Annotated in this window: 24 protein-coding genes and 1 tRNA gene; 13 read left to right on the forward strand and 12 right to left on the reverse strand. The window is 57.5% G+C overall.

The genetic code is table 11. From position 1 onward, the window contains the following. The first annotated feature begins 3 nt into the window (after positions 1 to 3). Positions 4 to 591 (forward strand): TadE/TadG family type IV pilus assembly protein, encoded by a 588-nt coding sequence (locus QOL67_RS07215; protein WP_283425285.1) that lies wholly within the window; start codon positions 4 to 6, stop codon positions 589 to 591. A gap of 26 nt (positions 592 to 617) precedes the next feature. Here the strand turns inward: QOL67_RS07215 and QOL67_RS07220 are convergent, their stop codons facing one another. From QOL67_RS07220 to speB, 3 genes are all read right to left on the reverse strand, one after another. After that, positions 618 to 1,121 carry a hypothetical protein gene (locus QOL67_RS07220; RefSeq protein WP_283425286.1) on the reverse strand — a complete coding sequence of 168 codons (504 nt, stop codon included), beginning with the start codon at positions 1,119 to 1,121 and terminating at the stop codon, positions 618 to 620. A 16-nt stretch (positions 1,122 to 1,137) separates the two neighbouring features. Then, entirely contained in the window at positions 1,138 to 2,181 is a 1,044-nt protein-coding gene (locus QOL67_RS07225) for an aldo/keto reductase (RefSeq protein ID WP_283425287.1), read from the reverse strand. Positions 2,182 to 2,320: 139 nt separating this feature from the next. After that, positions 2,321 to 3,280 (reverse strand): agmatinase, encoded by a 960-nt coding sequence (gene speB / locus QOL67_RS07230; protein WP_283425288.1) that lies wholly within the window; start codon positions 3,278 to 3,280, stop codon positions 2,321 to 2,323. Between the two features lie 98 nt (positions 3,281 to 3,378). On the opposite strand from speB, the gene QOL67_RS07235 reads away from it, so the two are divergent. Then, positions 3,379 to 3,996, forward strand: a complete 618-nt coding sequence (locus QOL67_RS07235) for an ImuA family protein (protein ID WP_283425289.1) — start codon at positions 3,379 to 3,381, stop codon at positions 3,994 to 3,996. On the opposite strand, the gene QOL67_RS07240 is transcribed toward QOL67_RS07235, so the two are convergent. Next, a complete protein-coding gene (locus QOL67_RS07240; protein WP_283425290.1) occupies positions 3,967 to 4,587 on the reverse strand; it encodes a TetR/AcrR family transcriptional regulator in 621 nt (206 codons plus the stop codon). The genes QOL67_RS07235 and QOL67_RS07240 overlap by 30 nt on opposite strands. A 72-nt stretch (positions 4,588 to 4,659) precedes the next feature. Between QOL67_RS07240 and QOL67_RS07245 the strand changes: the two genes are divergently transcribed. The 4 genes from QOL67_RS07245 (at position 4,660) to QOL67_RS07260 (ending at position 8,894) form a co-directional block, all read left to right on the forward strand. Beyond that, entirely contained in the window at positions 4,660 to 5,397 is a 738-nt protein-coding gene (locus tag QOL67_RS07245; RefSeq protein ID WP_283425291.1) for an SDR family NAD(P)-dependent oxidoreductase, read from the forward strand. 72 nt (positions 5,398 to 5,469) lie between these two features. After that, complete coding sequence (locus tag QOL67_RS07250; RefSeq protein ID WP_283425292.1) at positions 5,470 to 6,729, forward strand: MFS transporter; 1,260 nt, start codon at positions 5,470 to 5,472, stop codon at positions 6,727 to 6,729. A gap of 123 nt (positions 6,730 to 6,852) precedes the next feature. Then, positions 6,853 to 8,568, forward strand: a complete 1,716-nt coding sequence (gene metG, locus QOL67_RS07255; protein WP_283425293.1) for a methionine--tRNA ligase — start codon at positions 6,853 to 6,855, stop codon at positions 8,566 to 8,568. 170 nt (positions 8,569 to 8,738) lie between these two features. Then, positions 8,739 to 8,894, forward strand: coding sequence for a hypothetical protein (locus QOL67_RS07260; RefSeq protein ID WP_283425294.1), 156 nt, complete (start codon positions 8,739 to 8,741; stop codon positions 8,892 to 8,894). Positions 8,895 to 8,927: 33 nt separating this feature from the next. Here the strand turns inward: QOL67_RS07260 and QOL67_RS07265 are convergent. The 3 genes from QOL67_RS07265 to QOL67_RS07275 all read right to left on the reverse strand — a co-directional run bounded on the left by QOL67_RS07265 (position 8,928) and on the right by QOL67_RS07275 (position 10,166). Further along, positions 8,928 to 9,014 (reverse strand) — tRNA-Leu (locus QOL67_RS07265). A gap of 69 nt (positions 9,015 to 9,083) precedes the next feature. Further along, on the reverse strand, positions 9,084 to 9,638 hold the full coding sequence (locus QOL67_RS07270) for a tetratricopeptide repeat protein (protein WP_283425295.1): 555 nt from the start codon (positions 9,636 to 9,638) through the stop codon (positions 9,084 to 9,086). 36 nt (positions 9,639 to 9,674) lie between these two features. Next, positions 9,675 to 10,166, reverse strand: a complete 492-nt coding sequence (locus QOL67_RS07275; protein WP_283425296.1) for an Lrp/AsnC family transcriptional regulator — start codon at positions 10,164 to 10,166, stop codon at positions 9,675 to 9,677. A gap of 87 nt (positions 10,167 to 10,253) precedes the next feature. On the opposite strand from QOL67_RS07275, the gene putA reads away from it, so the two are divergent. From putA to QOL67_RS07290, 3 genes are read left to right on the forward strand one after another with little or no spacing between them, the layout of a single operon-like run. Further along, the gene (putA, locus tag QOL67_RS07280; protein WP_283425297.1) at positions 10,254 to 13,679 is read left to right on the forward strand and encodes a bifunctional proline dehydrogenase/L-glutamate gamma-semialdehyde dehydrogenase PutA; all 3,426 of its coding nucleotides are present in this window, start codon (positions 10,254 to 10,256) and stop codon (positions 13,677 to 13,679) included. Between the two features lie 31 nt (positions 13,680 to 13,710). Continuing rightward, entirely contained in the window at positions 13,711 to 14,460 is a 750-nt protein-coding gene (locus QOL67_RS07285) for a rhomboid family intramembrane serine protease (RefSeq protein WP_283425298.1), read from the forward strand. Further along, a complete protein-coding gene (locus QOL67_RS07290; RefSeq protein ID WP_283425299.1) occupies positions 14,457 to 14,825 on the forward strand; it encodes a GFA family protein in 369 nt (122 codons plus the stop codon). The genes QOL67_RS07285 and QOL67_RS07290 overlap by 4 nt, the downstream gene beginning before the upstream one ends. A 62-nt stretch (positions 14,826 to 14,887) precedes the next feature. Here QOL67_RS07290 and QOL67_RS07295 read toward each other — a convergent pair whose 3' ends face one another. Further along, positions 14,888 to 15,679, reverse strand: a complete 792-nt coding sequence (locus tag QOL67_RS07295; RefSeq protein ID WP_283425300.1) for an inositol monophosphatase family protein — start codon at positions 15,677 to 15,679, stop codon at positions 14,888 to 14,890. Positions 15,680 to 15,862: 183 nt separating this feature from the next. Here QOL67_RS07295 and QOL67_RS07300 point away from each other — a divergent pair, with 183 nt between their 5' ends. Further along, the gene (locus tag QOL67_RS07300) at positions 15,863 to 16,903 is read left to right on the forward strand and encodes an NADP-dependent oxidoreductase (protein WP_283425301.1); all 1,041 of its coding nucleotides are present in this window, start codon (positions 15,863 to 15,865) and stop codon (positions 16,901 to 16,903) included. 138 nt (positions 16,904 to 17,041) lie between these two features. Here the strand turns inward: QOL67_RS07300 and QOL67_RS07305 are convergent, their stop codons facing one another. Further along, positions 17,042 to 18,076, reverse strand: coding sequence for a Hint domain-containing protein (locus QOL67_RS07305; protein WP_283425302.1), 1,035 nt, complete (start codon positions 18,074 to 18,076; stop codon positions 17,042 to 17,044). 159 nt (positions 18,077 to 18,235) lie between these two features. Continuing rightward, a complete protein-coding gene (locus QOL67_RS07310; RefSeq protein ID WP_283425475.1) occupies positions 18,236 to 19,141 on the reverse strand; it encodes a LysR family transcriptional regulator in 906 nt (301 codons plus the stop codon). A 98-nt stretch (positions 19,142 to 19,239) separates the two neighbouring features. Here QOL67_RS07310 and metF point away from each other — a divergent pair, with 98 nt between their 5' ends. From metF to dtd, 3 genes are all read left to right on the forward strand, one after another. Continuing rightward, a complete protein-coding gene (gene metF, locus QOL67_RS07315; RefSeq protein ID WP_283425303.1) occupies positions 19,240 to 20,106 on the forward strand; it encodes a methylenetetrahydrofolate reductase [NAD(P)H] in 867 nt (288 codons plus the stop codon). 72 nt (positions 20,107 to 20,178) lie between these two features. Then, complete coding sequence (locus tag QOL67_RS07320) at positions 20,179 to 20,673, forward strand: PaaI family thioesterase (RefSeq protein ID WP_283425304.1); 495 nt, start codon at positions 20,179 to 20,181, stop codon at positions 20,671 to 20,673. Between the two features lie 126 nt (positions 20,674 to 20,799). Then, a complete protein-coding gene (gene dtd / locus QOL67_RS07325; protein ID WP_283425305.1) occupies positions 20,800 to 21,234 on the forward strand; it encodes a D-aminoacyl-tRNA deacylase in 435 nt (144 codons plus the stop codon). Positions 21,235 to 21,246: 12 nt separating this feature from the next. Here dtd and QOL67_RS07330 read toward each other — a convergent pair whose 3' ends face one another. Together QOL67_RS07330 and glpK are read right to left on the reverse strand one after the other, a co-directional pair. Beyond that, a complete protein-coding gene (locus QOL67_RS07330; protein WP_283425306.1) occupies positions 21,247 to 21,771 on the reverse strand; it encodes a PhnA domain-containing protein in 525 nt (174 codons plus the stop codon). Between the two features lie 18 nt (positions 21,772 to 21,789). Continuing rightward, positions 21,790 to 23,280, reverse strand: a complete 1,491-nt coding sequence (gene glpK, locus QOL67_RS07335; protein WP_283425307.1) for a glycerol kinase GlpK — start codon at positions 23,278 to 23,280, stop codon at positions 21,790 to 21,792. Positions 23,281 to 23,320: the final 40 nt, after the last annotated feature.

Below are 23,320 nucleotides of genomic sequence, written 5' to 3' on the forward strand. Positions count from 1 at the left end.
TCCATGTCTGTATTGAACCTACGCAAATCGCTTGCGACGTTCCGCAAGGACGCCTCGGGCTCTGTCGCAGTCGAATCTGCGATCATTTTCCCGACCCTGCTGTTTTGTCTGTTTGTCATGATGAACATCTTTGACGCCTACCGCGCAAAGTCGACCACGGAGAAAGCCGCCTTTGCCGTTTCCGACATGTTGTCGCGCGAAACCACCGCCGTAAACGCGGAGTACCTAAATGGTATACACGCCGTACTAGAGGAAATCTCCACAGTTCGAAGCGAACACAAGCTCACCGTGAGCCACGTGTTTTGGAGCCCTGTTTCCGGCGACTATGAACTGTCTTGGTCTCGCAGCAACGGCAGTGGCAGCGGTATCACCGCGTCAGAGTTCGAAGCGATGAAGGGCAAGTTGCCAGTTCTGGTGGACGGTGAAAGTCTGATCGTTGTGGAAACGTCGGCTCAATACGCGCCGCCAATTCTGGCAGGCTGGAACGGTCAACGCCCCTACGGTGAAGAAAGCGCGCTGAACATGGATATCGACACATTTGTGTTCACCCGCCCGCGCTTTGCGCCACAATTGGCCTGGAGCAACAGCTAAGACGGCGCTGTTGCGGCGCGGAGCTTTTACCCCTCGGTTTGGCTCCGTTCCGCCAGCAGTGCTTCAATGATCTGGGCCATGGATTTGGCCTCAGATCCGGGTGTTACGCCGCCAATGCCCACCCGTCGGCCAAACGCCCACCAAAGCCCCGGTTGCCACTTGCGCAACCGGGGTTTTTTTAGGTGTACGGTAAAGCCGTTGGAGGGTTTGAGATCAAACATGCCAACTTTGATCGCGGCAATATTGTTCAACGGCACAATCATCTCACCTGACGTGCTGCGAATACCCTGATGAGTAAGCTCGATACGGTGCTCCGTCGCCCGACGGGTGGCATCTGCCAACCAAAGCACCAACCCGCCAAAGACCAGCAGAAACACCCGCCAATGCAGAGCTGGCGCGGTGGTCAGAGCGACGTAGATCAACACCCCGCCCAAGACAAACAGGGTTGCGAGGCCAAACAGGCGGCGCATTGGGGAAGCGGTGATGGTGGCCAGAACCTCTGGGAGGTCCGAAGTATCTTGCGTGGTCATGTTTGTCCTGACGGAGTTAATACGGCATCGGATGCGCGCGGTGCGCGTCGCTGATGTCTTTAAGCACTTCTGCGCTCAGCCGCAAATCAGCGCCTGCCAAAATGTGCTTGAGTTGCTCGACGGTTGTGGCCCCAAAGATCGACGAGCACATAAATGGCCGCTGCACTGTGAAAGCCATTGCCATATGTACCGGGTCCAAACCATGTTTCGCTGCGATGTCGAGATAGGCTTGAACCGCGTCAAACACCCGTGGGCTCACCCGTCCGCCCAGATCGCCATTGATCACCTTACGGGACCCATCTGGCGTTGCCCCACCTTGATACTTCCCAGTCAGCAGCCCAGTGGCCAACGGCGAAAATGCCAGCCATCCCACATGCTCATTTACACAAAGCTCCGCCAGATCAGTATCGCCCATGCGACAGAGTAGCGAGTATTCATTCTGTATCGACGCCACCCGTGGTCCGCCTTTTTCCTCGGACATGCGCAACCACTGTGCCGTCCCCCAGGTGCTTTCATTGGACAGGCCAAATGCACGGATACGCCCCTTGTCGACCTCGTTTTGTAAGGCCTCAAGTGCCTCTTCCATATGTGCCAGCGTGTTCTGTTTGTTTTGGCCTGATGGATCATAGTCCCAGTTTTGACGGAACATGTAAGACCCACGGTTGGGCCAGTGGAACTGATACAGATCGATGTAGTCGGTCTGAAGCCGCTTGAGCGAGCCTTCGATTGCTTCCGGAATGGTCTTGGCCGAAATCATCGCCCCGTCCCGAACATGTGCCAAACCCGCACCGGAGTGTTTGGTTGCCAGGATCATATCGCTGCGTCGCTCGGTCTTGGCAAACCAGGTGCCGATGATTTCCTCGGTGCGTCCCTGGGTTTCCGGGCTGATCGGGTTCACCGGATACATCTCCGCCGCATCAACAAAGTTGATGCCCGCCTCTAGCGACATATCAATCTGCTGATGTGCCGCGACCACGTCGGTTTGTGTGCCAAAGGTCATGGTGCCAAGGCAAAACTCGGACACCTCGATGCCCGTTTGGCCCAAAGGGTTCATTTTCATGGAAGATCATCCTGTCACAACTGTTTGCGCTTAACTTAGGGCGTATGGCGTTGATCGCAAGCGGGGTCACGGGGGCCAGCTCCCCGCTTGGGTGCGCCAATTCACCCCCGAGATATTTAGGGAATATGAATGTAGTGGATTAGCGCGTGCCGCGGGCGTGGAAAATGAACCCCAATGTGTTGAGCAACAGCTGCGCCGCCAGAATTGCCGTGGAGCCTGTGGGATCATAGTCCGGCGCCACTTCAACCAGATCAATGCCGACCACATCATGGCGCATTGATAACGCCTGCATCATCTCCAGCACGTCATAATAGAGAAAGCCACCATGACTGGGCGTGCCGGTGCCGGGCGCAATGGACGGGCAAAAGGCGTCAATGTCCACGGTTACATAAACCCGTGCCCCTTCGGGAATACGATTGATCAACGCCTCTGCCCCAAGCTTGCGCGCTTGCCGCACGCTGAGGATGTCGCTGCCCATCACCCGCGCATCTGCGTAGCCCTCTTTGGCGGTGGAGCTGACATTGCGAATGCCCACCTGCGTGAGACCGGTGACATAGTCCTTTTCCGCTGCCCTTCGCATTGGGTTGCCATGACCAAAGCGCACTCCGTGGCGCTCATCCACAAAATCCAGATGCGCGTCGATCTGTAAAATGTGGATGGGCCCCTGGTCATCAAACGCATTGATACAAGGGATGTTGATCGAATGATCGCCGCCAATGGTGACCGGCAAAGCCCCCGCCTTCAGCATCGCCCGTACCCCAGCCTCGATATTGGCATGACTTTTCATCGTGTCGGTATGCACGATATCCGCGTCTCCAATGTCCACAATCCGAACCGAGCCCGGCAGATAGGTGGCGTCATCCTCATGATCATATGCGCCAGCATGGCCAAAGCTGAACAAGGTTGAGGCCTCGCGCACCGCTCGCGGCCCAAACCGCGCCCCACTGCGCCATTGCGTGCCAAAATCATAAGGGGCACCCATCACGGCCACATCAGCCTCGATCGCCTCCCAATCCGGCTGATAAGCCCGCTTTCCAAAGGTTGAAATTCCCACAAACGGCAAATCCAGCCGCCCACCTTCATAGCCATGTCCAGCCATTGTCATCTCCCTGTTTGCAACGACGGTGACGGATTTTTACCCCGCCGTAAAGCACGTGCTATATTGAGAACGAAAGCGGAACATGCTACATTGCCATCATGGCCACCCACCTCCTCAAACGCGCACCGTCCCGCCCGGCAGATGCCCTTTCTCCCTTGCCCGAGGTGGCGCTGATCTTGGCACGCCTACACGAAGCCTGCGGCCCGGCGCGGTACAGCTTTGCTTTGTGGCTGGCACATCAGGCCAAAGGCCCGCTGTTCTGGATTGCCCCGGATTGGGGCGCCGCCCCGCTCCATCCGGCGGGCATGGCGCCTTTTCTCAACCCTGGCAGTGTGACCTTTGTCAGCCCCCGTCGTCCGGAAGAAGTGCTCTGGACCATGGAAGAGGTTCTGCGCGCCGGCACCGTGCCTCTGGTGGTGGCCGACCTGCCCGGCCCGCCTGCACTTACCCCCGTGCGCCGTCTGCATCTGGCCGCCGAAACCGGCGCAAAGGCCAGCGGCATGGCCCCTCTGGGATTGATCCTGACCCCCGGCGAAGGTGGCGCGCAAGGCATCGAAAGCCGCTGGCACATGGCGCAGGATCACCGCGCCAACACAGACGCCTGGTCCCTCACCCGCCTGCGCGCCCGCAACGCGCCCCCACAAAGCTGGCAACTCACCGGGTTGCCCCATGCTCCCAAGCTGACCTCACGCGGCAGCGATGCCGAGATAGCCTGACGCCGCCCGCATCACCCGTGCCTGCAACGCGGCTGTATCAGTCTCCCCACGCAGCAAAGCACCATCAATCATACCACGACACAGCGACAACAGATCCAGCGCCGCCACCTCCACATCTGTCACCGCATGCCGCCGCAACACCCGCTGCAACACGTCCAAAATTGCCGCCGTCAGGGCCGCGCCCTCTTCCGACAACGGCACCAAAGCCGCCGCGCGATCCAAAGCTTGCGACAACTGCGGCCAACCCTTCTGATGTGCAATGGTCGCCGCCACCAAAGCTGCCAAAGCCTCCGGCAACTCTTCCTCCTGATGCACCACCTCCGCCGCTTGCAACCCGCTCAACAGCCGCGCCCGCTTAGCCCGCACCATCTCCGCAACGATCGATTCCTTGTTGGGGAAATACTGATAGAGCGATCCCACGGACACACCCGCCCGCTCCGCCACCGCATTGGTGTTAAACCCTTCAAAGCCCTGCGCCACCAGAATGTGAGCCGAGGCTTGCGTGATGGCATCCACTGTTGCTTGCGCACGCGCCTGACGCGGCTTTTTGCGTGGTTTTGCAGGAGGTTGCACAGAAATCTTCACAGGCATAGCAAAGCGAGTCCAAAACGTGAGCAATAACTCACATATTGACTGAAACACGCAGCAACACAAGGCTTACCTATGCCACACTTCGCCCACCACAGTATTCTGATCACTGGCGCCACCGGCGGCATTGGCCGCGCGCTCACCCGCGCCCTCACAGAGGCCGGGGCATTGGTCATCGCCACGGGCCGCAGCGCGCAAGCTTTGGACCGTCTGACAGGTGCCTCACCGGAAGCACTGAAGAAAATTCAGGCGGATCTCTCCAATGCCGAGGGACGTGACGCCCTGCTGGCACAAATTCAAGGCTACCATGTCTCCGGCATCATCCACGCAGCGGGCGTGCAGTTTGCCCAAAACATCCCTGAAGGCCTCACCAAACATCCACGCCAATCCGAGCTGGAACTGGCCCTCAACCTGCAAGCTCCAATCCATCTGACCAGCGCCCTGCTCCCCACTCTGGCACAGCACCCCAAACCCTTTGTCTCCGCCATCACCTCGTCACTGGCCCTTGCCCCCAAACGTGACGCCCCCACTTACTGCGCCACCAAAGCAGGCCTGCGCCACTACTTGCGCGCTCTGCGCTATCAATGTGCCGATGCCATTCCGCAGCTGCTGGTGAACGAAGTTCTGCCCGCACTGGTGGACACCCCCATGACCGCCGGGCGCGGCACCGGCAAAGACAGCCCGGACAAAGTGGCCACACAAATCCTACGTGGGCTTGTTGATCAGAAATCAGAAACCTGGATTGGCAAAGCCCGTCTGCTGCGCGGCATCAATAGGATCAGCCCCTCTTTGGCGGCACGCATTTTGCGATAGTCACGCGCAAAAACGACACGTCCAAGTCGAATTCCCTCTAGTCATCGCGTCGCAAACCGCCATGCTGCCCCCATGCGCATGATCATCACCTTCTCGGCCCTGTTCCTCTCGGTCATCCTTTTGCAACTCAGCTCCGGCGGCGTGGGGCCTCTGGATGCGCTGTCCGGCATCGCGCTGAATTTCACCACAGAACAGATTGGCCTCTTGGGCTCGGCGCATTTTCTGGGGTTCTTCATCGGCTGTTGGTGGTCACCGCGTTTGATGGGCAGCGTCGGCCACTCCCGCGCCTTTGCCACCTTCACCGCGATGGGGGCTATCGGTCTTCTCGGTCACTTCATTGTCGTGGATCCCTACGCCTGGGCACTCATGCGCGTGGCCTCCGGCCTCTGCGTGGCGGGCTGTTTCACCGTGGTCGAGGCGTGGCTGCAATCCAAAGTCACCAACGAAAACAGAGGCCGCGCCATGGGCACCTACCGCGTGGTCGACATGGTCGCCTCTCTTGGTGCGCAACTGGTGATCAGTGTTTTGGAGCCAGCCTCTTATGTGTCTTACAACCTGCTTGCTCTGATCTGCTGCGCCGCGCTTTTGCCCATCACGCTGACAACATCTCCACAACCCAAAACCCCCAAAGCCCCGCGCCTGCGCCCGAAACTGGCGTATGAACGCTCCCCACTGGCGGTTGCCGGCGTGATTGTCGCCGCGCTGAGCTCCGCCTCTTTCCGCATGGTTGGACCTGTTTACGGCACCGAAGTGGGGCTGCAAATTGGACAAATTGCATGGTTCCTTGCAGCCTTTGTTCTGGGCGGCGCCATTGCCCAATATCCCGTCGGTTGGCTGGCCGACAAATTTGACCGTCGTTGGGTGCTGATCTGGCTGTCTGCCGCTGCGGTGTTGTCCTGCGCCACCACTGTCACCATGGGCGCCAGCAGCACGGCCATGATTATGCTCAATGCAACCTTCTTTGGCTTCACCTCTTTCCCGATCTATTCGGTCTCTGCCGCCCACGCGAATGATTTTGCCACGTCTGAGGAACGGGTCGAACTCTCCGCCGCACTGATGTTCTTCTTTGCCGTGGGCGCCATTGGCACCCCGCTTTTTGCTTCTGGTCTAATCGAGCGGTTTGGTCCCTCCGCCCTCTTCATCATGATTGCCGCAGGACATGCGCTTCTGATTGTCTTTGGCCTGACCCGTATGTTGGCACGGCCCACTGCCGAGCGCCGCACGCGATATGTCTACGCACCGCGTACGTCTTTCACCGTCGGTCGCATCACAAAGCGTCAGCGTGAGAAGCCCAACCGAACCGAAGAAACACCCCAAAAAGACGACAAATAGACCTCAAATTTGCACCTCCGCGATACAGCCGCAATACAGACGCAATACCGACGTGGAAATTCGCCTGTGGAACTGGACTTATCTTTGGGCTAATGGGGTTTGAAACAGTTAAGGGACACCCACATGGCGCGCCATCTGATCACCTCGGCCTTGCCGTATATCAACGGCATCAAACACCTCGGCAACCTTGTTGGCAGCCAGCTGCCAGCCGATCTGTTCGCCCGCTACATGCGTGCGCGCGGCAACGAAGTGCTGTTCCTCTGCGCCACTGACGAACACGGCACTCCCGCCGAATTGGCCGCTGCAAAAGCTGGTAAGGATGTCGCCGATTACTGTGCCGAAATGCACGGCGTGCAGACCAAGATTGCCGACGGCTTCCGCCTGAGTTTTGACCACTATGGCCGCTCCTCCAGCGCGGAAAACCACGCGCTGACCCAACACTTCGCGGGCCGCTTGGCCGACATGGGCCTGATCCGTGAAGTGTCTGAAAAGATGGTCTATTCCAATGCAGACGGCCGCTTCCTTCCAGACCGTTACATCGAAGGCACCTGCCCCAACTGCGGCTTTGAGAGCGCACGCGGCGATCAGTGTGACAACTGCACCAAACAGCTGGATCCAACCGATCTGATCAACCCCTACTCCACCATTTCAGGTTCCACCGATCTTGAAGAGCGCGAGACCAAACACCTGTTCCTCTGCCAATCGCAGATGCGTGAGAAACTGCAAGCCTGGATCGACAGCAAAGGTGACTGGCCGATCCTGACCACGTCGATTGCAAACAAATGGCTGAACGACGGCGATGGCCTGCAAGACCGCGGCATCACCCGCGATCTCGACTGGGGTGTACCCGTTAAGAAAGGCGGCGAAGACTGGCCCGGCATGGAAGGCAAAGTCTTCTACGTCTGGTTCGACGCCCCCATCGAATACATCGCCTGCGCCCAGGAATGGGTTGCCGCCGAAAAAGGCACCGACTGGGAACGCTGGTGGCGCACCGACAAAGGCGCGGACGACGTGACCTACACCCAGTTCATGGGCAAAGATAACGTTCCGTTCCACACGCTGTCCTTCCCGGCCACCATTTTGGGTTCTGAAGAACCATGGAAGGCTGTGGATTACATCAAGTCTTTCAACTACTTGAATTATGACGGCGGTCAATTCTCCACTTCACGTGGGCGTGGCGTCTTCATGGATCAAGCGCTTGAAATCCTACCATCCGACTACTGGCGCTGGTGGCTCTTGTCTCACGCCCCGGAAAGCTCCGATAGTGAGTTTACTTGGGAAAACTTCCAGCAATCTGTGAACAAAGACCTCGCAGACGTGCTTGGCAACTTCGTCAGCCGAGTCACCAAATTCTGCCGCTCCAAGTTTGGCGAAGTAGTGCCCGCGGGTGGCGAACTGGGAGAAACAGAACAGGCCCTAATTGCCGAGCTGACCACCCGAATGCGCTCCTACGAAGACCACATGACTGCCATGGAGGTCCGCAAATCAGCGCAGGAACTGCGCGCGATTTGGGTCGCAGGCAACGAATACTTACAAACTGCTGCACCATGGTCAACTTTCAAGACAGACCCGGAAAAAGCCGCTGCGCAAATCCGTCTCGCCTTGAATTTGATACGGTTTTACGCGGTGATTTCAGCACCTTTCATTCCCGACGCCTCAGAAACCCTGATGGCTGCAATGCAAACCGAAGACACAAATTGGCCGGATGACGTGGCTGCAGCCCTCGAAACGCTGCAACCCGGTCACCCCTTCGCAGTGCCGGATGTCACATTCCGCAAAATCAGCGATGATGAACGCGAAGAGTGGCAAGAAAAGTTCGCAGGCAAACGCAAAAGCTAACCTACCAAAGCGCGGCCCAACAGCCGCGCCTTTTTCTTTTTTGCCGGCCGAAAAATGGCAGCCGTGTCGATCTATGTGACAAAGATCAAAGTCTCCCCCCTCGACACAGGCTACACCCTCGGACAAGATGAAAGCGTGCAGCCATGTTTGCACCTAAAGGAGATTGATCGATGGAAGCCATCCTGAACGTATTCTGGAGCGTTATTGAAGCGCTCCCCCCAGTTGTATCTGCGTCCGTGCTGATGTTGGGCATCAGCGTGTTGGTCGCCTTGCTTCTGGGATTTATCGTTGCAAGTCTTGCATCTGGCAAAGAAGTCCGGAGCTAGAGAGAAAACTACACCCAGTTTTCAGATGGTTACTGGTACCCGCGACCGGACTCGAACCGGTACGGCCTATACGGCCTAGAGATTTTAAGTCTCCTGTGTCTACCATTCCACCACGCGGGCAACCAACACGCCAACCAAAGTCAGCGGCGCGACAATAGCCGCTTTAGTTCTGGTGTAAAGTGCGGAAGGTTAGAGCTTTTCGCCCGGTGCCATATTTGTTGGCGCCGGTTTATACAAACTGCGTTCGGGCAACCACGGGTTCAGCTCTAACGCTGCCGCAAGGGCATCCTGCCCTTCCGCGGTGCGGCCCAATCCGATCAAGGTTAAGGCGCGGCCAGACAAAGCGGCGATGTGCTTGGGCGACAGTGCAATCGCCCTATCCAAATCAGACAGTGCCGCCTCAAAATCCTGACGCAGGAAATTCACAAACGCCCGCTGATTGTAGCCCTCTGCGAATTCGGGACAGTATCGAATAAGCCGATCAAAATCTTCGCGCGCACCGAGCAGATCCCACGCGGATCGTTTTTGCATACCTCGGTCCAGAATTTCTTGTGCAACCTCATCTGGTGCGTCAGTCCAGAACTGCCACATGTCATTGGAAATTTCTTGCGCGGTCTGCTGGTCGTCTGCCTTTTGAACCCGCGCAATGAGCCTATCGACGGCTGCGGAGTGATCTGGGGCTTTGGGACACTCCGCAGCCGAAGACGTGCCCGCAATCAGGAAAGCGACAACAAAGAGTTTCATACCAAATGCTGCCACGTGACACGCCGATCAACAAAGTCACATCTCCGCGAGCCCAGTCTCCTTTACCGCTTGCATCGCCACATATGTGGAGGTGCTGGCAACATGTGGCAATGCAGAGATCTTCTCGCCTAAGACATGTCGATAGGCCGCCATATTGGTTGTCCTGACTTTCAGCAGATAGTCAAAATGACTGGCAATCATATGTGCCTGCTCGATCTCTGGCACCTCTGCAACAGCGGCATTAAAGGCCCGCAACGCTTTTTCACGTGTTTCTGACAGCTTCACTTCAACAAAAGCTACGTGATCAAGTCCCAAACGAATTGGGTCCAGCAACGCGCGGTAGCCCGTAATCACGCCATCGCTCTCCAACCGACGCAACCGCGCCTGCGTTGGGCTTTTGGATAAGCCAATTTCCCGCGCAAGATCCGTGATTGAAATGCGGCCATCTCGCCCCAGCACATCCAGAATCGCACGATCGAAGCGATCCAAATCAGTTTGCGCGTTTTGCACTGTAATCCTCCAAAACATTTTCCATTTCGGCCAGCCGATCCACAATAATTGGTCAAACGGCCTGCGAATACAAAGGTATACTGACACAAACCACAGGAGACATCCATGAGCACTGCGCGCAACTTGATTGACACCAGCACTTATCGCATCGAAGCCCCATTGGTGGAGGAATTGAAAGCGGCCAGTGCTCTATCTGAGGCGGATCGCAAATCAATCTGCAGCAAAGGTGCCTCCCTCGTACGCGAGATCCGCGAAGAAACCAGTCCGGGAATGATGGAAGTCTTCTTGGCGGAGTATGGCCTTTCAACCGAAGAGGGCGTGGCGTTGATGTGCCTAGCCGAAGCTCTTCTGCGGGTGCCCGACGCGGATACAATCGATGCCCTGATTGAAGATAAAATTGCGCCATCGGACTGGGGCAAGCACCTGGGGCAATCAACCTCCTCACTGGTAAACGCGTCAACTTGGGCGCTATTGCTAACTGGCAAAGTCATGGACGACCAAAATACAGGTTTAATCGGTTCCCTACGCGGTGCCGTGAAACGCTTGGGCGAACCCGTAATTCGCACGGCAGTTGGTCGCGCGATGAAAGAGATGGGCCGCCAGTTTGTCCTCGGCGAAACCATCACCTCCGCTATGAAACGTGCGGAAGGTATGGAGAAAAAAGGCTACACTTACTCTTACGACATGCTGGGCGAAGCGGCCAAAACTGATGCCGATGCTATGCGCTATCACCTCGCCTACTCCCGCGCGATCACCGCCATTGCCACAGCCTGCAGCAACCATGAAAGCCGCGACAATCCCGGCATTTCTATCAAGCTCTCCGCACTGCATCCCCGTTATGAAGTGGCGCAACAGGATCGGGTGATGGAAGAGCTGGTACCGCGCTTGCGCTCTCTGGCTTTGCTAGCCAAGTCCGCAGGCATGGGCCTCAACATCGACGCCGAAGAGGCCGACCGGTTGGCGATTTCCATGGATGTGATTGAAACAGTATTGAGCGAACCTGCCTTGGCAGGTTGGGATGGCTTTGGCGTCGTGGTGCAAGCATACGGCAAACGCGCCGGTGCGACGCTGGACTATCTCTATGAACTGTCCGAAAAACTGGACCGTAAGATCATGGTCCGCCTTGTAAAAGGCGCCTACTGGGACACTGAAGTAAAACGGGCGCAAGTTGAAGGCATCCCCGGCTTTCCGGTGTTCACCAATAAGGCGGCAACGGATGTCTCCTACATTGCCAACGCCCGTAAACTGCTCAACATGACGGATCGAATTTACCCGCAATTTGCCACGCACAATGCGCATACAGTTGCCGCGATTTTGCATATGGCAGACGACAAATCTGCGTTTGAATTCCAGCGCTTGCATGGCATGGGTGAAGCCCTGCACGACATCGTTCTAAAAGACCAAGGTACGCGGTGCCGGATTTATGCACCGGTTGGCGCACACCGGGATTTGCTGGCCTACTTGGTACGGCGTCTGCTTGAAAACGGTGCTAACTCGTCTTTTGTGAACCAAATTGTCGACGAAGACGTACCTGCTGAGGCGGTGGCAAGCGACCCGTTTGATCAGGTGCAGTCAACCGAAGGTGTGTTGCCACGAGGGCCTGAACTTTTTGCACCAGAGCGGGTGAACTCCAAAGGGTTTGATCTGACGGACACCCCAACCCTAAACGCACTGGACACAGCGCGGGAGTTGTATCGCAACGCGCAATGGCACGCGGCCCCGCTGCTAGCTGCCGAGGCCGCGCCGGAGGCTGCACAGCCGGTAGACAACCCATTCCTGCCAACTGACAGCCCTGGCACCGTGGCCCACGCAAGCGCAGCGGATGTGGAGAGCGCCCTGAGCACAACAAAGCCTTGGGACGCGACGCCAGCTGAGCGTGGCGCGATACTGTCCAAAGCAGCAGACCTTTATGAAGAAAACTATGGCGCGCTCTTTGCATTGCTCGCCCGGGAAGCCGGAAAAACCCCCAACGATGCTGTCGCAGAGCTACGCGAAGCTGTTGATTTTCTACGATACTACGGCGCCAACGCGCCTTCAATCCCACCCGCGGGTGCCTTCACTTGTATCTCACCATGGAACTTCCCGCTGGCAATTTTCTCCGGTCAGGTGGCCGCCGCTTTGGCCGCCGGTAATGCAGTACTCGCCAAACCGGCTGACCAAACCCCGCTGATCGCTCATGAAGCCGTGAAGCTGCTGCATGAGGCCGGTGTGCCACGCGACGCCTTGCAATTGCTGCCCGGCTCCGGCGCAACTGTGGGTGCCGCGCTGACCTCAGACCCTCGCGTGAACGGCGTGGCCTTCACCGGCTCTACGGCAACCGCGCTGCGCATTCGCGCCACCATGGCGGACAACATGGCCCCTGGTGCACCGTTAATTGCCGAAACCGGCGGTTTGAACGCGATGATCGTCGATAGTACGGCCCTGCCCGAGCAGGCTGTCACTGCTATTGTCGAAAGTGCGTTCCAATCCGCGGGCCAGCGTTGTTCCGCGCTTCGCTGCCTTTATGTGCAGGAAGACATTGCAGAAAACCTGTTGGAGATGCTGACAGGTGCGATGAATGAGCTGTCGCTCAACGATCCGTGGTTATTATCCACCGATAGCGGACCGGTAATTGACGAAGCAGCCCGTCGCGGCATTGCAGATCACATCGCTCAAGCCCAATCCGACGGGCGAGTTCTGTTTCAAATGCCGACACCGCAAACTGGGACTTTCATTGCACCAACACTGATCAAAATAAACGGCATTGGTGATCTGGAGCGCGAGATCTTTGGCCCGGTGCTGCATGTGGCAACCTTCAAATCCAACGAGCTGGATGTTGTGATCGATGCGATCAACGCAACCGGTTACGGCCTGACTTTTGGTCTGCAGACCCGGATCGATGATCGAGTGCAACATGTTTCTGATCGCGTTAAAGCGGGCAACATATATGTGAACCGCAACCAGATCGGCGCAATCGTTGGCTCACAACCTTTTGGCGGTGAAGGACTTTCAGGCACCGGACCCAAGGCGGGTGGCCCACACTACCTTGCCCGGTTTGCGGCTGTGCAAATGGAAGATGCGGGGACATGGGACAGTATTATGCCCGCCGACGTGGCGCACGCGGAATTAGACAAGATCAATCGTGAGGGAGGCGAAACCAGCGCCACCACCATTTCTTTGCCCGGCCCAACCGGCGAATCCAACCGGCTGACCAGTTATGCGCGGGAACCGATGCTGTGCATGGGGCCTGGTGCCGAAACAGCCAAAGCGCAGGCCGAGATTGTTCGTAATCTTGGCGGGCAAGCACTTATGACAAGCGGGGCGGTTCCCGAAGAGGCGCTCACAGAATTGAGCGGTTTTTCCGGCGCAATGTGGTGGGGGGATACGGATCGCGCGCGGGCATACGACCAGGCTTTGGCACAACGCGATGGACCAATCCTACCGTTGATCACCGGACGGCCAGATACGGCGCGGGTGCTGGGCGAACGGCATGTCTGTGTGGACACCACGGCAGCAGGCGGCAACGCGGCGCTTTTGAGCGGGAGCAGTTGACCTTCCGCAAAAATCCTCGCAGCTTGGCGCCATGTTTCCAATCCGCGACCACAACCCCTCCGGACGCACGCCTTATGTCGTCTATGCGCTGATCCTCCTGAATGTCGGGATCTTCCTGAGTTATCAACCTATTATGGGGGATAACTTTCGTCTGGCCCAGTTCTTTCAAGACTGGGCCTTACTGCCTGGTGAAGTCACCGAAGGCCGCAAACTGCATGGTCTCGTAACCTCCATGTTCTTGCATGGCGGCTGGATGCATTTGTTTGGTAATATGCTATTTTTGTGGATCTTTGGTGACAATCTCGAGGATGAGATGGGCCACGTTGGCTTTCTCACCTTCTATCTGTTGTCCGGCTTGGGTGCAGATTTTGCCCAAATTTCTGCCGACCCAGATAGCCAAGTCCCGATGGTTGGCGCCTCCGGAGCCATTGCCGGCGTGATGGGCGGCTACCTACTACTCTTCCCCAAGGCAAAGGTCGATATCTTGCTGATATTGATCATCATTTTCCGCATTTTTACAGTTCCCGCTTGGATCATGCTGGGGGTGTGGTTTGCGCTGCAAGTGTTCAATGGCGTTGCAGTGGACACGGCAGGTGGCGGCGTGGCGCATTGGGCGCACGCGGGCGGTTTTATTGTGGGCGCGGTTCTGGCCATCCCGGTGTGGCTCAAGCGCGGCGGCACTGCCTATTGGTATCAAACCCATGGCCACCCGCCCCACCCTGAGGCCAAGTACAAACTGAGCCAAAGCTCAATCCCCCGCGTAAGGAGAAAACGGCGATGAGCCATAAGCTGACCTGCCACTGCGGCTCTGTCGAGTTGCGCGTCACGCTGGTTCAAGATCCCAGCGAGGCCATGCTGTGTGACTGTTCCTTTTGTCGCCGCCGCGCAGTGCCAAATGTCGACGTAAAACTGGATGACTTAACAATAGTGTCCGGTCACGAATGCCTGACGCTTTACACGTGGGGCACGGGCACGGCGAAACACTACTTCTGCCGCAACTGCGGTATCTACACCCACCATCAAAGGCGCTCGAGACCGGATGTCTATGGTGTCAATATTGGCGCTCTGGAGGGCGTAAACCCCAGAGACTTTGCGCCTTTTGACTGGGTCGACGGCGTCAATCATCCCTCTGACAAAAAAACCTGACCCATTTGGGCCAGGTTTCACTATTTCATAGAGTTGCAAAAGCCGCGTAAGGGCAGCGTACGTTAGCCGTTGCGGATGACTTTTGCGAAGGTGGAGAAAATCGGCTCATTGGCCACAATCATCTCGCCATCTTCCAGTATGTTACCTTCCGGGTTCATTGGCTCAACCAAAGCCCCGGCTTCTTTGGCAATCAGCAAGCCTGCGGCCACGTCCCATGGCTGCAGCTTGCGCTCCCAGAAGCCTTCGTAACGGCCTGCGGCCACATAAGCGAGGTCCAGCGACGCAGCGCCAAAGCGGCGCACACCTGCGGTGGCGGGCAATACGCGCGCCAGATCTTTCAGGGTCTCAGGCAGGTCGACACGGCCCGCAAATGGCAAGCCTGTTGCAAAGATCGACTCGATCATGCGGTGACGGGCCGACACGCGCAGGCGCAGGCTGTCGTTGAGCCAGGCACCTTCGCCTTTTTCTGCGTAAAACATCTCGTCTTTGGCGGCGTCAAACACCACACCCGCAACGATTTCACCCTTGTGTTCCAAGGCGATAGAGATCGCCCAATGTGGCAGGCCATGCAGGAAATTGGTGGTGCCATCCAGCGGGTCGACAATCCAGCGGCGGGTTGGATCTTTGCCCGCTATCTCGCCACCTTCTTCGGCAATCCAGCCGTACGTCGGACGCGCGCCAAGCAGCTCTGTTTTCAGGATTTCTTCGGCGGCGATGTCGGCGCGGCTGACAAAGTCGCCTGCCCCTTTGGTCGACACCTGTAGGTTCTCGACTTCCCGGAAGTCTTTGACCAGCGACCGGCCCGCTTTGCGGGCGGCCTTCATCATGATGTTCAGATTTGCGCTGCCCGGCATGGCACGGCTCCTTTTGACACAGAGCGCGCGTATACGCCTGTAAACCCTTTTTGCCAAGGCCTTATAGGGGCTCTCACATCGCTTTGGAAACGCCACGTCACAAAAACTGGTTAAAAGCCGCCTACCCTTGCCAGCATGAGGCAAGGAACCCAAGCTGAGATCGAAGCTTTGGAGGACACCCAAATGACAGAACAAATGCAGCGCATGGTGCTGGCCAGTCGCCCGATAGGCGAGCCGAAGGACGAAAATTTCCGTTTGGAAACAGTGGACTTGCCGGAACTTGGAGAAGGTGAGGTATTGGTACGCGTGCACTATATGTCGCTGGATCCTTATATGCGTGGGCGCATGGATGAGGCAAAATCCTATTCCGCGGCGGTGCAAATTGATGAGACCATGGGCGGCGGGGCTGTGGGCGAGGTGATTGCCTCAAACCACAAGGGTTTTTCTACCGGCGATTTTGCACTGGGCATGTTTGGTTGGGCCACCCATGGTGTGGCAAAAGGCCATGAAATGCAAAAGCTTAACCCTGATCTGGCTCCGATCACCACGGCGCTTGGCGTGATGGGCATGCCGGGGTTCACCGGCTGGTACGGCCTCACAGAATTGGGCAAACCCAAAGACGGCGAGACGCTGGTAGTGGGCGCTGCAACTGGACCCGTGGGGTCGATGGTTGGGCAGATTGCCAAATCCAAGGGACTGCGCGTGGTTGGCATTGCCGGTGGATCAGAGAAATGTGCCAAGGCAACAGACACTTACGGGTTTGATGCCTGTATTGACCATAAGGCATTTGAAACCGCGAGCGAGCTGCGCAAGGCCATGGCCGCGGAATGCCCTCAGGGCATTGATATCTACTTCGAAAACGTCGGCGGCAAACTTCTGGATGCGGTCCTGCCGCTGATGAACGTCGGCGGGCGGATTCCGCTGTGCGGCATGATTGCCTGGTACAACGCCGGAGGGCTTGGTGCCGACGCTGAAATGGAAAGCCTATCAGGCCCGCGTCTGTGGCGCTCAATTCTGGTTAACCAGCTGTCAGTGAAAGGTTTTATCATCTCCAACCATTACGACCGCTATGGCGATTTTCTGCGTGACGTAGGCCCAAAACTGGCTGCTGGAGAGATCGCATATGGCGAGGATATAGCCGAAGGATTGGAGAATGCACCAGCGGCGTTCCGGTCCCTTCTGAAGGGCGGAAACACAGGCAAACAGTTGGTGAAACTGATCTGATTTCCGGTCGACGCAACGCTACGGCTTAACTTTTGGCAAAAACCAAAAACCACGTCGGTAAAGCGTCGGTATCACGACTGTTTCCCGGAGGTGGGGGTTTTGTGGCCCCGCCTCCGGTTAACACAACGTACGTTGCGCCTAATGCACCAGAATTTGAGCTTCGTGGGCCTTTAGAGACGGGCGGGCATCTTCGCCGTAAACATGCAATCCTTCGGTCTGCAACTCTGGGAACAGTGTATAGATCTCGTCCTGCACGGCCTGCGCCATAGAAGAGAGCCCCTGCTCACCCGGCATAAAGCTTTCGCTGGGAATACCGCCGCCGTAGATGATCTCGTGACAATCAAACAGCAGATGCAGATACGTCACGGTGCCACCCTCGACCTGCACAACGGTATCGCCATTGATCAAGGCCAGCGCCGGCACCAGCACTTCGCTTTCGCCAAAGTTCACCTCCACCCGCCAGCCACGCAGCATCATCCGGTGTTGCGGAGACACCATCAACGGCACGTCATTGCCAAGCGCGCCGGGCGCAAAGCGGATCGGCGCCAAGACACCGCGTGCGGGCACCGTACGACGGCCAACCCAGCGCAGCGGTTGAAAGCCATGATCCATAGTCAGGATCATGTCGCCGAGCTGCAGTTTTTCGACAGGATGTTCACCGCTCTGCGTGATGATCTTGGTCCCCTCGACAAAACACGGCACGAAGTCCCATTCCTCGCGGCTGGTTGTCAGCCCGGAGTAGCGGTTGCCCAACAGGCTATCAAGGCTGATCGATTGGATTGGCCCCGCCTCCAGCGCAGCCTGATCCGCGTTGTTGGAAAACTCTGGGGCAAGATAGGCATTGCCATTGGTGTCCTGAAACAACACCGCAGTGTAGGTCGCCGTGGTGCCATCCACATAGGTGATCGTGGCGTTATAGACGGCGGTGCCGTCAAAGGACTGCGGGCTACCGCCATCCACAGTGAACTGGTCATTGGGACTGTTATCCATATCGTACGCCGAGCCAACATTGCCAAACGGCGAGACTTCGACAAAGTCATTGACCAAGGGATTGCCAGGACCGCCAAAGGTCAACCCTTCGAGCGCGGCGGCATTTTCCGCGCGATTGTTACCTTCGGTGGTGTCGATGTCGGCCAATTGGCCAACGGAGATCGCATTAAATGTGGTAGGCATAAACAAAACTGGAGCCGCCCGCGCCGCGACCCTGACAGAGGTCTAATGCGCGCTGGGAGATACTCCACCCCCTAAACTGATGAACCGTTACACAACAACATGGACGCGACAGCCCAGATTGTTCAGGGGGAGAAATACCAGAAAACTCTCACCAGCTGGTTAGGCTGACTGCAACCGCCGTGCTTCTTTGCCCGCCAATTGAATCAAATCCTGCATGTACGGCTTGTTCAAATCGTCGGTGCGGGTGGCGGCAAACAGCGCCCGCGTAAGACCTTTGTCGGTGATCGGGCGCGTGACATAATCCGAAGAGTATTTCACTTCGCGCACCACCCAATCCGGCAACACCGACACGCCGCGGTTGGACGCCACCAGCAGCAGGATCACCGCGGTGAGTTCCGCTTGGCGCACAGAGCCGGGTTCCACCTTGGCCGGGGTCAGCAATTGCGAGAACACATCCAGACGTGAGCGTTCCACCGGGTAGGTGATCAAGGTCTCACCCCGAAAATCTTCCGCTTCGACAAACTCTTTTTGTGCCAGCGGGTGCTGTGACGAGGCCACAAACACCGGGGCGTAATCAAACAAATGACTAAAGGAGACGTTGGGCATGTTTTCAGGATCGGAGCTGACGACCAAATCAACTTCTTCTTTTTGAAGCGCAGGCATGGCGTCAAAGGCCAGACCGGGACGGATATCTACATCTACGTCAGGCCAGTTTTTACGGAACTGCTCCAAGACCGGGAAAAGCCATTCAAAACACGCATGACATTCAATGGCGATATGTAAGCGACCAGAGCTGCCGTCACGTAGGCCGTTAAATTCCGCTTCAAGTTTTTCCACCTCCGGCAACACCTGATTGGCAAGGCGCAAAAGCCGCACGCCAGCCGCCGACAATTTCATTGGTTTGGAGCGGCGCACAAAAAGTTCGACCCCGGCCTGCTCCTCCAAACCTTTGATTTGATGGGACAAGGCAGATTGGGTGATGTTGAGCTTATCCGCAGCCCGGGCCAGCCCACCACATTCATGGATCGCGCGCACAGTGCGCAGGTGGCGGAATTCAATGTGCATCTTCATGTGCGGCTCATGTCTTTCTTGAGTATTATGAATTTGCGTAAAGATGCCATGTGTGAGACATGAGGACAACCGCAAGTTACAGGATGCCCGTTATGACCATGCCTCAAGTCTCGTTTGAATTTTTTCCGCCGCAAAACCTGCAGGCGTCATTCCGGCTTTGGGACACTGTGCAAACGCTGGCACCGCTGAATCCACGTTTTGTTTCCGTGACATATGGCGCTGGTGGCACCACGCGTGACCTAACGCGAGAGGCCGTGGCTACCTTGCACAAATCTTCTGGTCTAAATGTGGCGGCGCATTTGACCTGCGTGAACGCCTCCAAGGCGGAAACCCTGGAAATTGCAGACGGCTTTGCGGCGGCTGGTGTGTCTGAACTGGTGGCGCTGCGTGGTGATCCGCCCAAAGGCAGCAACGGGTTTGAGCCCCACCCTGAAGGTTTTGCCAATTCTTTGGAATTGATTGGCGCACTGGCAGAAACCGGAAAATTCACCATCCGCGTGGGCGCCTATCCGGAGAAACACCCGGAAGCGGCCGACATGGCGGCAGATGTGGAATGGCTCAAACGCAAGATTGACGCGGGCGCCGATGAAGCCATCACACAGTTCTTCTTTGAAGCGGAAACCTTCCTGCGGTTCCGCGATGCCTGTGCCAAAGCGGGCATTGATGCACCAATCCTGCCCGGCGTGCTGCCAATTGAAAACTGGAAAGGCGTGCGCAAGTTTTCCGAGCGCTGTGGCACCTCTGTGCCAGCGTGGCTGATTGATGCCTTCGAAAAGGCAGAACGTGACGGGCGCGAAGACCTGCTGGCCACAGCCGTGTGCACCGAGATGTGCTCTGAACTGCTGGACGAAGGTGTCGACAGCCTGCACTTCTACACAATGAACCGTCCGGAGTTGACCCGCGATGTGTGCCACGCGCTTGGGGTGACGCCGGCGGTGAATTTGGAAAACGTGGCGTAACAGCCGCTCCACCCCTCTTGAGGTGCAGACAGATTTGCGGCCTTCTTTAACGTGTTAAGGGAGGCCGTTTTTATGACCGCACATCACTATGCCGTTTCTGTTGATCAACTGGCCTCGATGGACACCATCCTGTCGATGAGCGGATTGGACTTTATGCGTGCAATCATCCGGGGCGAGTTGGCTGGGCCACCCATCGGGCAAACGCTTGGGTTCAAACCAGTTGCAGCGGACGAAGGCACCGTGACGTTTGAAGGCACACCGGAGTTCGGCACAATGAACCCGATTGGCACGGTGCATGGCGGCTGGTACGGGACCATATTGGACAGCTGTATGGCCTGTGCGGTGCAAACCATGCTCAAGCCCGGTCAAATCTACACAACCCTAGAATACAAGATCAACATTCTGCGGCCCATTCCGGTGGGCTTGTCCGTGCATGCGGTGGGCAAAGTGCAACATGTCGGGCGCTCCACAGGGGTTTCCAACGGCGAGGTGCGTGGTGTTGAGGATGGCAAGCTCTATGCCACCGGCTCCACCACCTGCATCGTGATGGACGGGCCAAAACGGTAAGACATGCGGGCGCTGCCTTCGGTACAGAAAAACTGCCCCTCACCCGGGATATTTCTGGAAGGAGAATAGGAGCTTGCACCGTGCACACCCTTAGCGCAGGGTCGCGTCCAAAATGAGGAGTCTGTGATGCGGGCGTTGTTGCAACGGGTGAGTGAGGCGCAGGTGCGCGTGGATGGCGCGGTGATTGGCGAATGTGGGCTGGGGTTGATGGTGCTGGTCTGCGCCATGCAGGGAGACACAGAGGCGCAGGTTGTGAAATTGGCGGCCAAAGTTTCCAAGTGCCGAATATTTCAGGACGATAACGGCAAGATGAACCAGTCGGTGGCCGATGTTGGCGGCAGCGCCTTAGTGATCAGCCAGTTCACTCTGGCGGCAGACACCCGCAGCGGCAACCGGCCGGGGTTTTCCACGGCCGCGGCTCCGGATGACGGCAAGCGGCTTTATGAGTTGTTTGCACAAAAGCTTGGCGAGGTTGTGCCGGTGCAGACCGGAAAATTTGGTGCAGACATGAAGGTCACGCTGACCAATGACGGGCCGGTCACAATCTGGATGGAGGTCTGAGGCAGGTCTGCCTCAGCTCTTTTTCACAAACTTGGTCAGGATCACAATCCGCTGACTTTCTACCCGGCCTTCGATGTGCTCGGGATTGTCCATCACCAAAGAGATATTGCGCACCGACGTGCCACGTTTGGCGGTGAAACCCGCGCCTTTGACTGGCAGGTCTTTGATCAGCACAACCGTGTCCCCAGCTGACAGAACCGAGCCATTGCTGTCACGATGCACCACCGCCTCTTCCGCGTCAGATACGCCTGCCTCGGCCCACGCCAGCACATCGGGCTCCAGATAAGCCATATCAAGAAGATCACGCGCCCAAGGGGCCTCAGGCAAAGCTTTCAGCAGACGCCATGCCAGCACCTGCACTGCAGGCTCCGTGCTCCAGATCGCCTCATGCAGACATTGCCAATGTGGACCATCCTGCGGTCCATCGGTGACCCCTGCGGCACATGCCGTACAAAGGTCGACGGAGACATCCTGCGGCGCAACAGCCGTAGGAGCCACGGCGCCAGTGGCACCACACAGAGCACAGGAATTGGACACGGACTTCTCCAGCTAGGACTACTCGGTCATGGCCAGCGTGGCATTGATGGCCTTCTGCCAGCCCGCATAGCGCCCTTCGCGCCAGCTGTCATCCCGATTGGGGGTAAACTGGCTTTCTTTCTCCCATGTGGCGGCAAAGCCTGCCATGTCCGGATACGCCCCGATCTGCATGCCTGCGAGCCAGGCCGCCCCTTTGGCGGTGCTTTCGGCCACCACAGGACGGTCCACTGGCGCACCCAGAATGTCAGACAGGAACTGCATCGCCCAATCACTGGCAATCATGCCGCCGTCCACGCGCAACACTGTGTCGCCGGAGAAGTCAAAATCCGCCTGCATCGCTTCAAGCAGGTCTCGGGTCTGGAAGCCCACGCTTTCCAGCGCCGCACGGGAGAATTCTTTCGGGCCGGAGCCCCGCGTCAGACCAAAGACCGCGCCACGAGCCTCCGGGTTCCAATATGGCGCGCCCAGCCCAACAAAGGCGGGCACAAGGATCAGCTCCTGACCGGGGTCAGCCGCATCGGCCAGCGCGGCTGTTTCAGAGGCGTCATTGATGATGCCCAACCCATCGCGCAGCCATTGCACCACAGCGCCGGCAATGAAAATTGCGCCTTCCAGCGCATAGGTGGGCTTGCCATCCAACTGATAGGCGATGGTGGTCAGCAGGCGGTTTTGCGACGTCACAGGCGAGTCACCGGTGTTCAAAAGCGCAAAACAGCCGGTGCCATAGGTCGACTTCAGCATGCCCGCCTCAAAACAGGCTTGACCAATGGTGGCAGCCTGTTGATCGCCTGCCACACCGCGAATGGGGATGGCCGCGCCAAACAAATCAGCATCCGTTTCACCAAAATCGGCAGCGCAGTCTTTGACCGCTGGCAGCATCGACATCGGAATGCCCAGCAGCGCGCAAATTTCCTTGCTCCAGACACCATTGTGGATGTCATAGATCAGCGTGCGGGCCGCGTTGGTGGCGTCGGTGGCATGCACCTTGCCGCCAGTCAACTTCCAAATCAGGTAGCAATCCACGGTACCAAACAGCAGATCACCCGCCTCTGCCGCTGCGCGGGCGCCTTCGACGTTGTCTAAAATCCACTTGATCTTGGTGCCAGAGAAATAGGGATCGAGCAGCAGGCCGGTGGTGGCTTGTACCAGATCCGCGTGACTTGCCGCCTTGAGCTCTTCACAGATTGTGGCGGTGCGCCGGTCCTGCCAGACAATGGCGTTGTGCACCGGCTCACCGGTCGTCTTGTTCCAAACCAAGGTGGTTTCGCGCTGGTTGGTGATGCCAATCGCGTCGATGTCTTTGGCTGAGAGTTTCGCGCGGGCCAAAGCGCCGGAGCAGGTTTCCACGGTGGTGACCCAGATGTCCGCCGGGTCATGCTCCACCCATCCGGACTGCGGGAAGTGCTGCTCAAATTCCAACTGGGCGCTGGCAATCGGGCGGATGTCTCCGTCAAACACAATCGCGCGGCTGGATGTGGTGCCCTGATCAATGGCGAGAATATGGGTCATGTGTCCCCTCCCTGAACTCTGTTGCAGGCACAGTAGGCAC

Source organism: Shimia sagamensis (assembly GCF_900182745.1).
Classification (GTDB): Bacteria; Pseudomonadota; Alphaproteobacteria; order Rhodobacterales; family Rhodobacteraceae; genus Shimia; species Shimia sagamensis.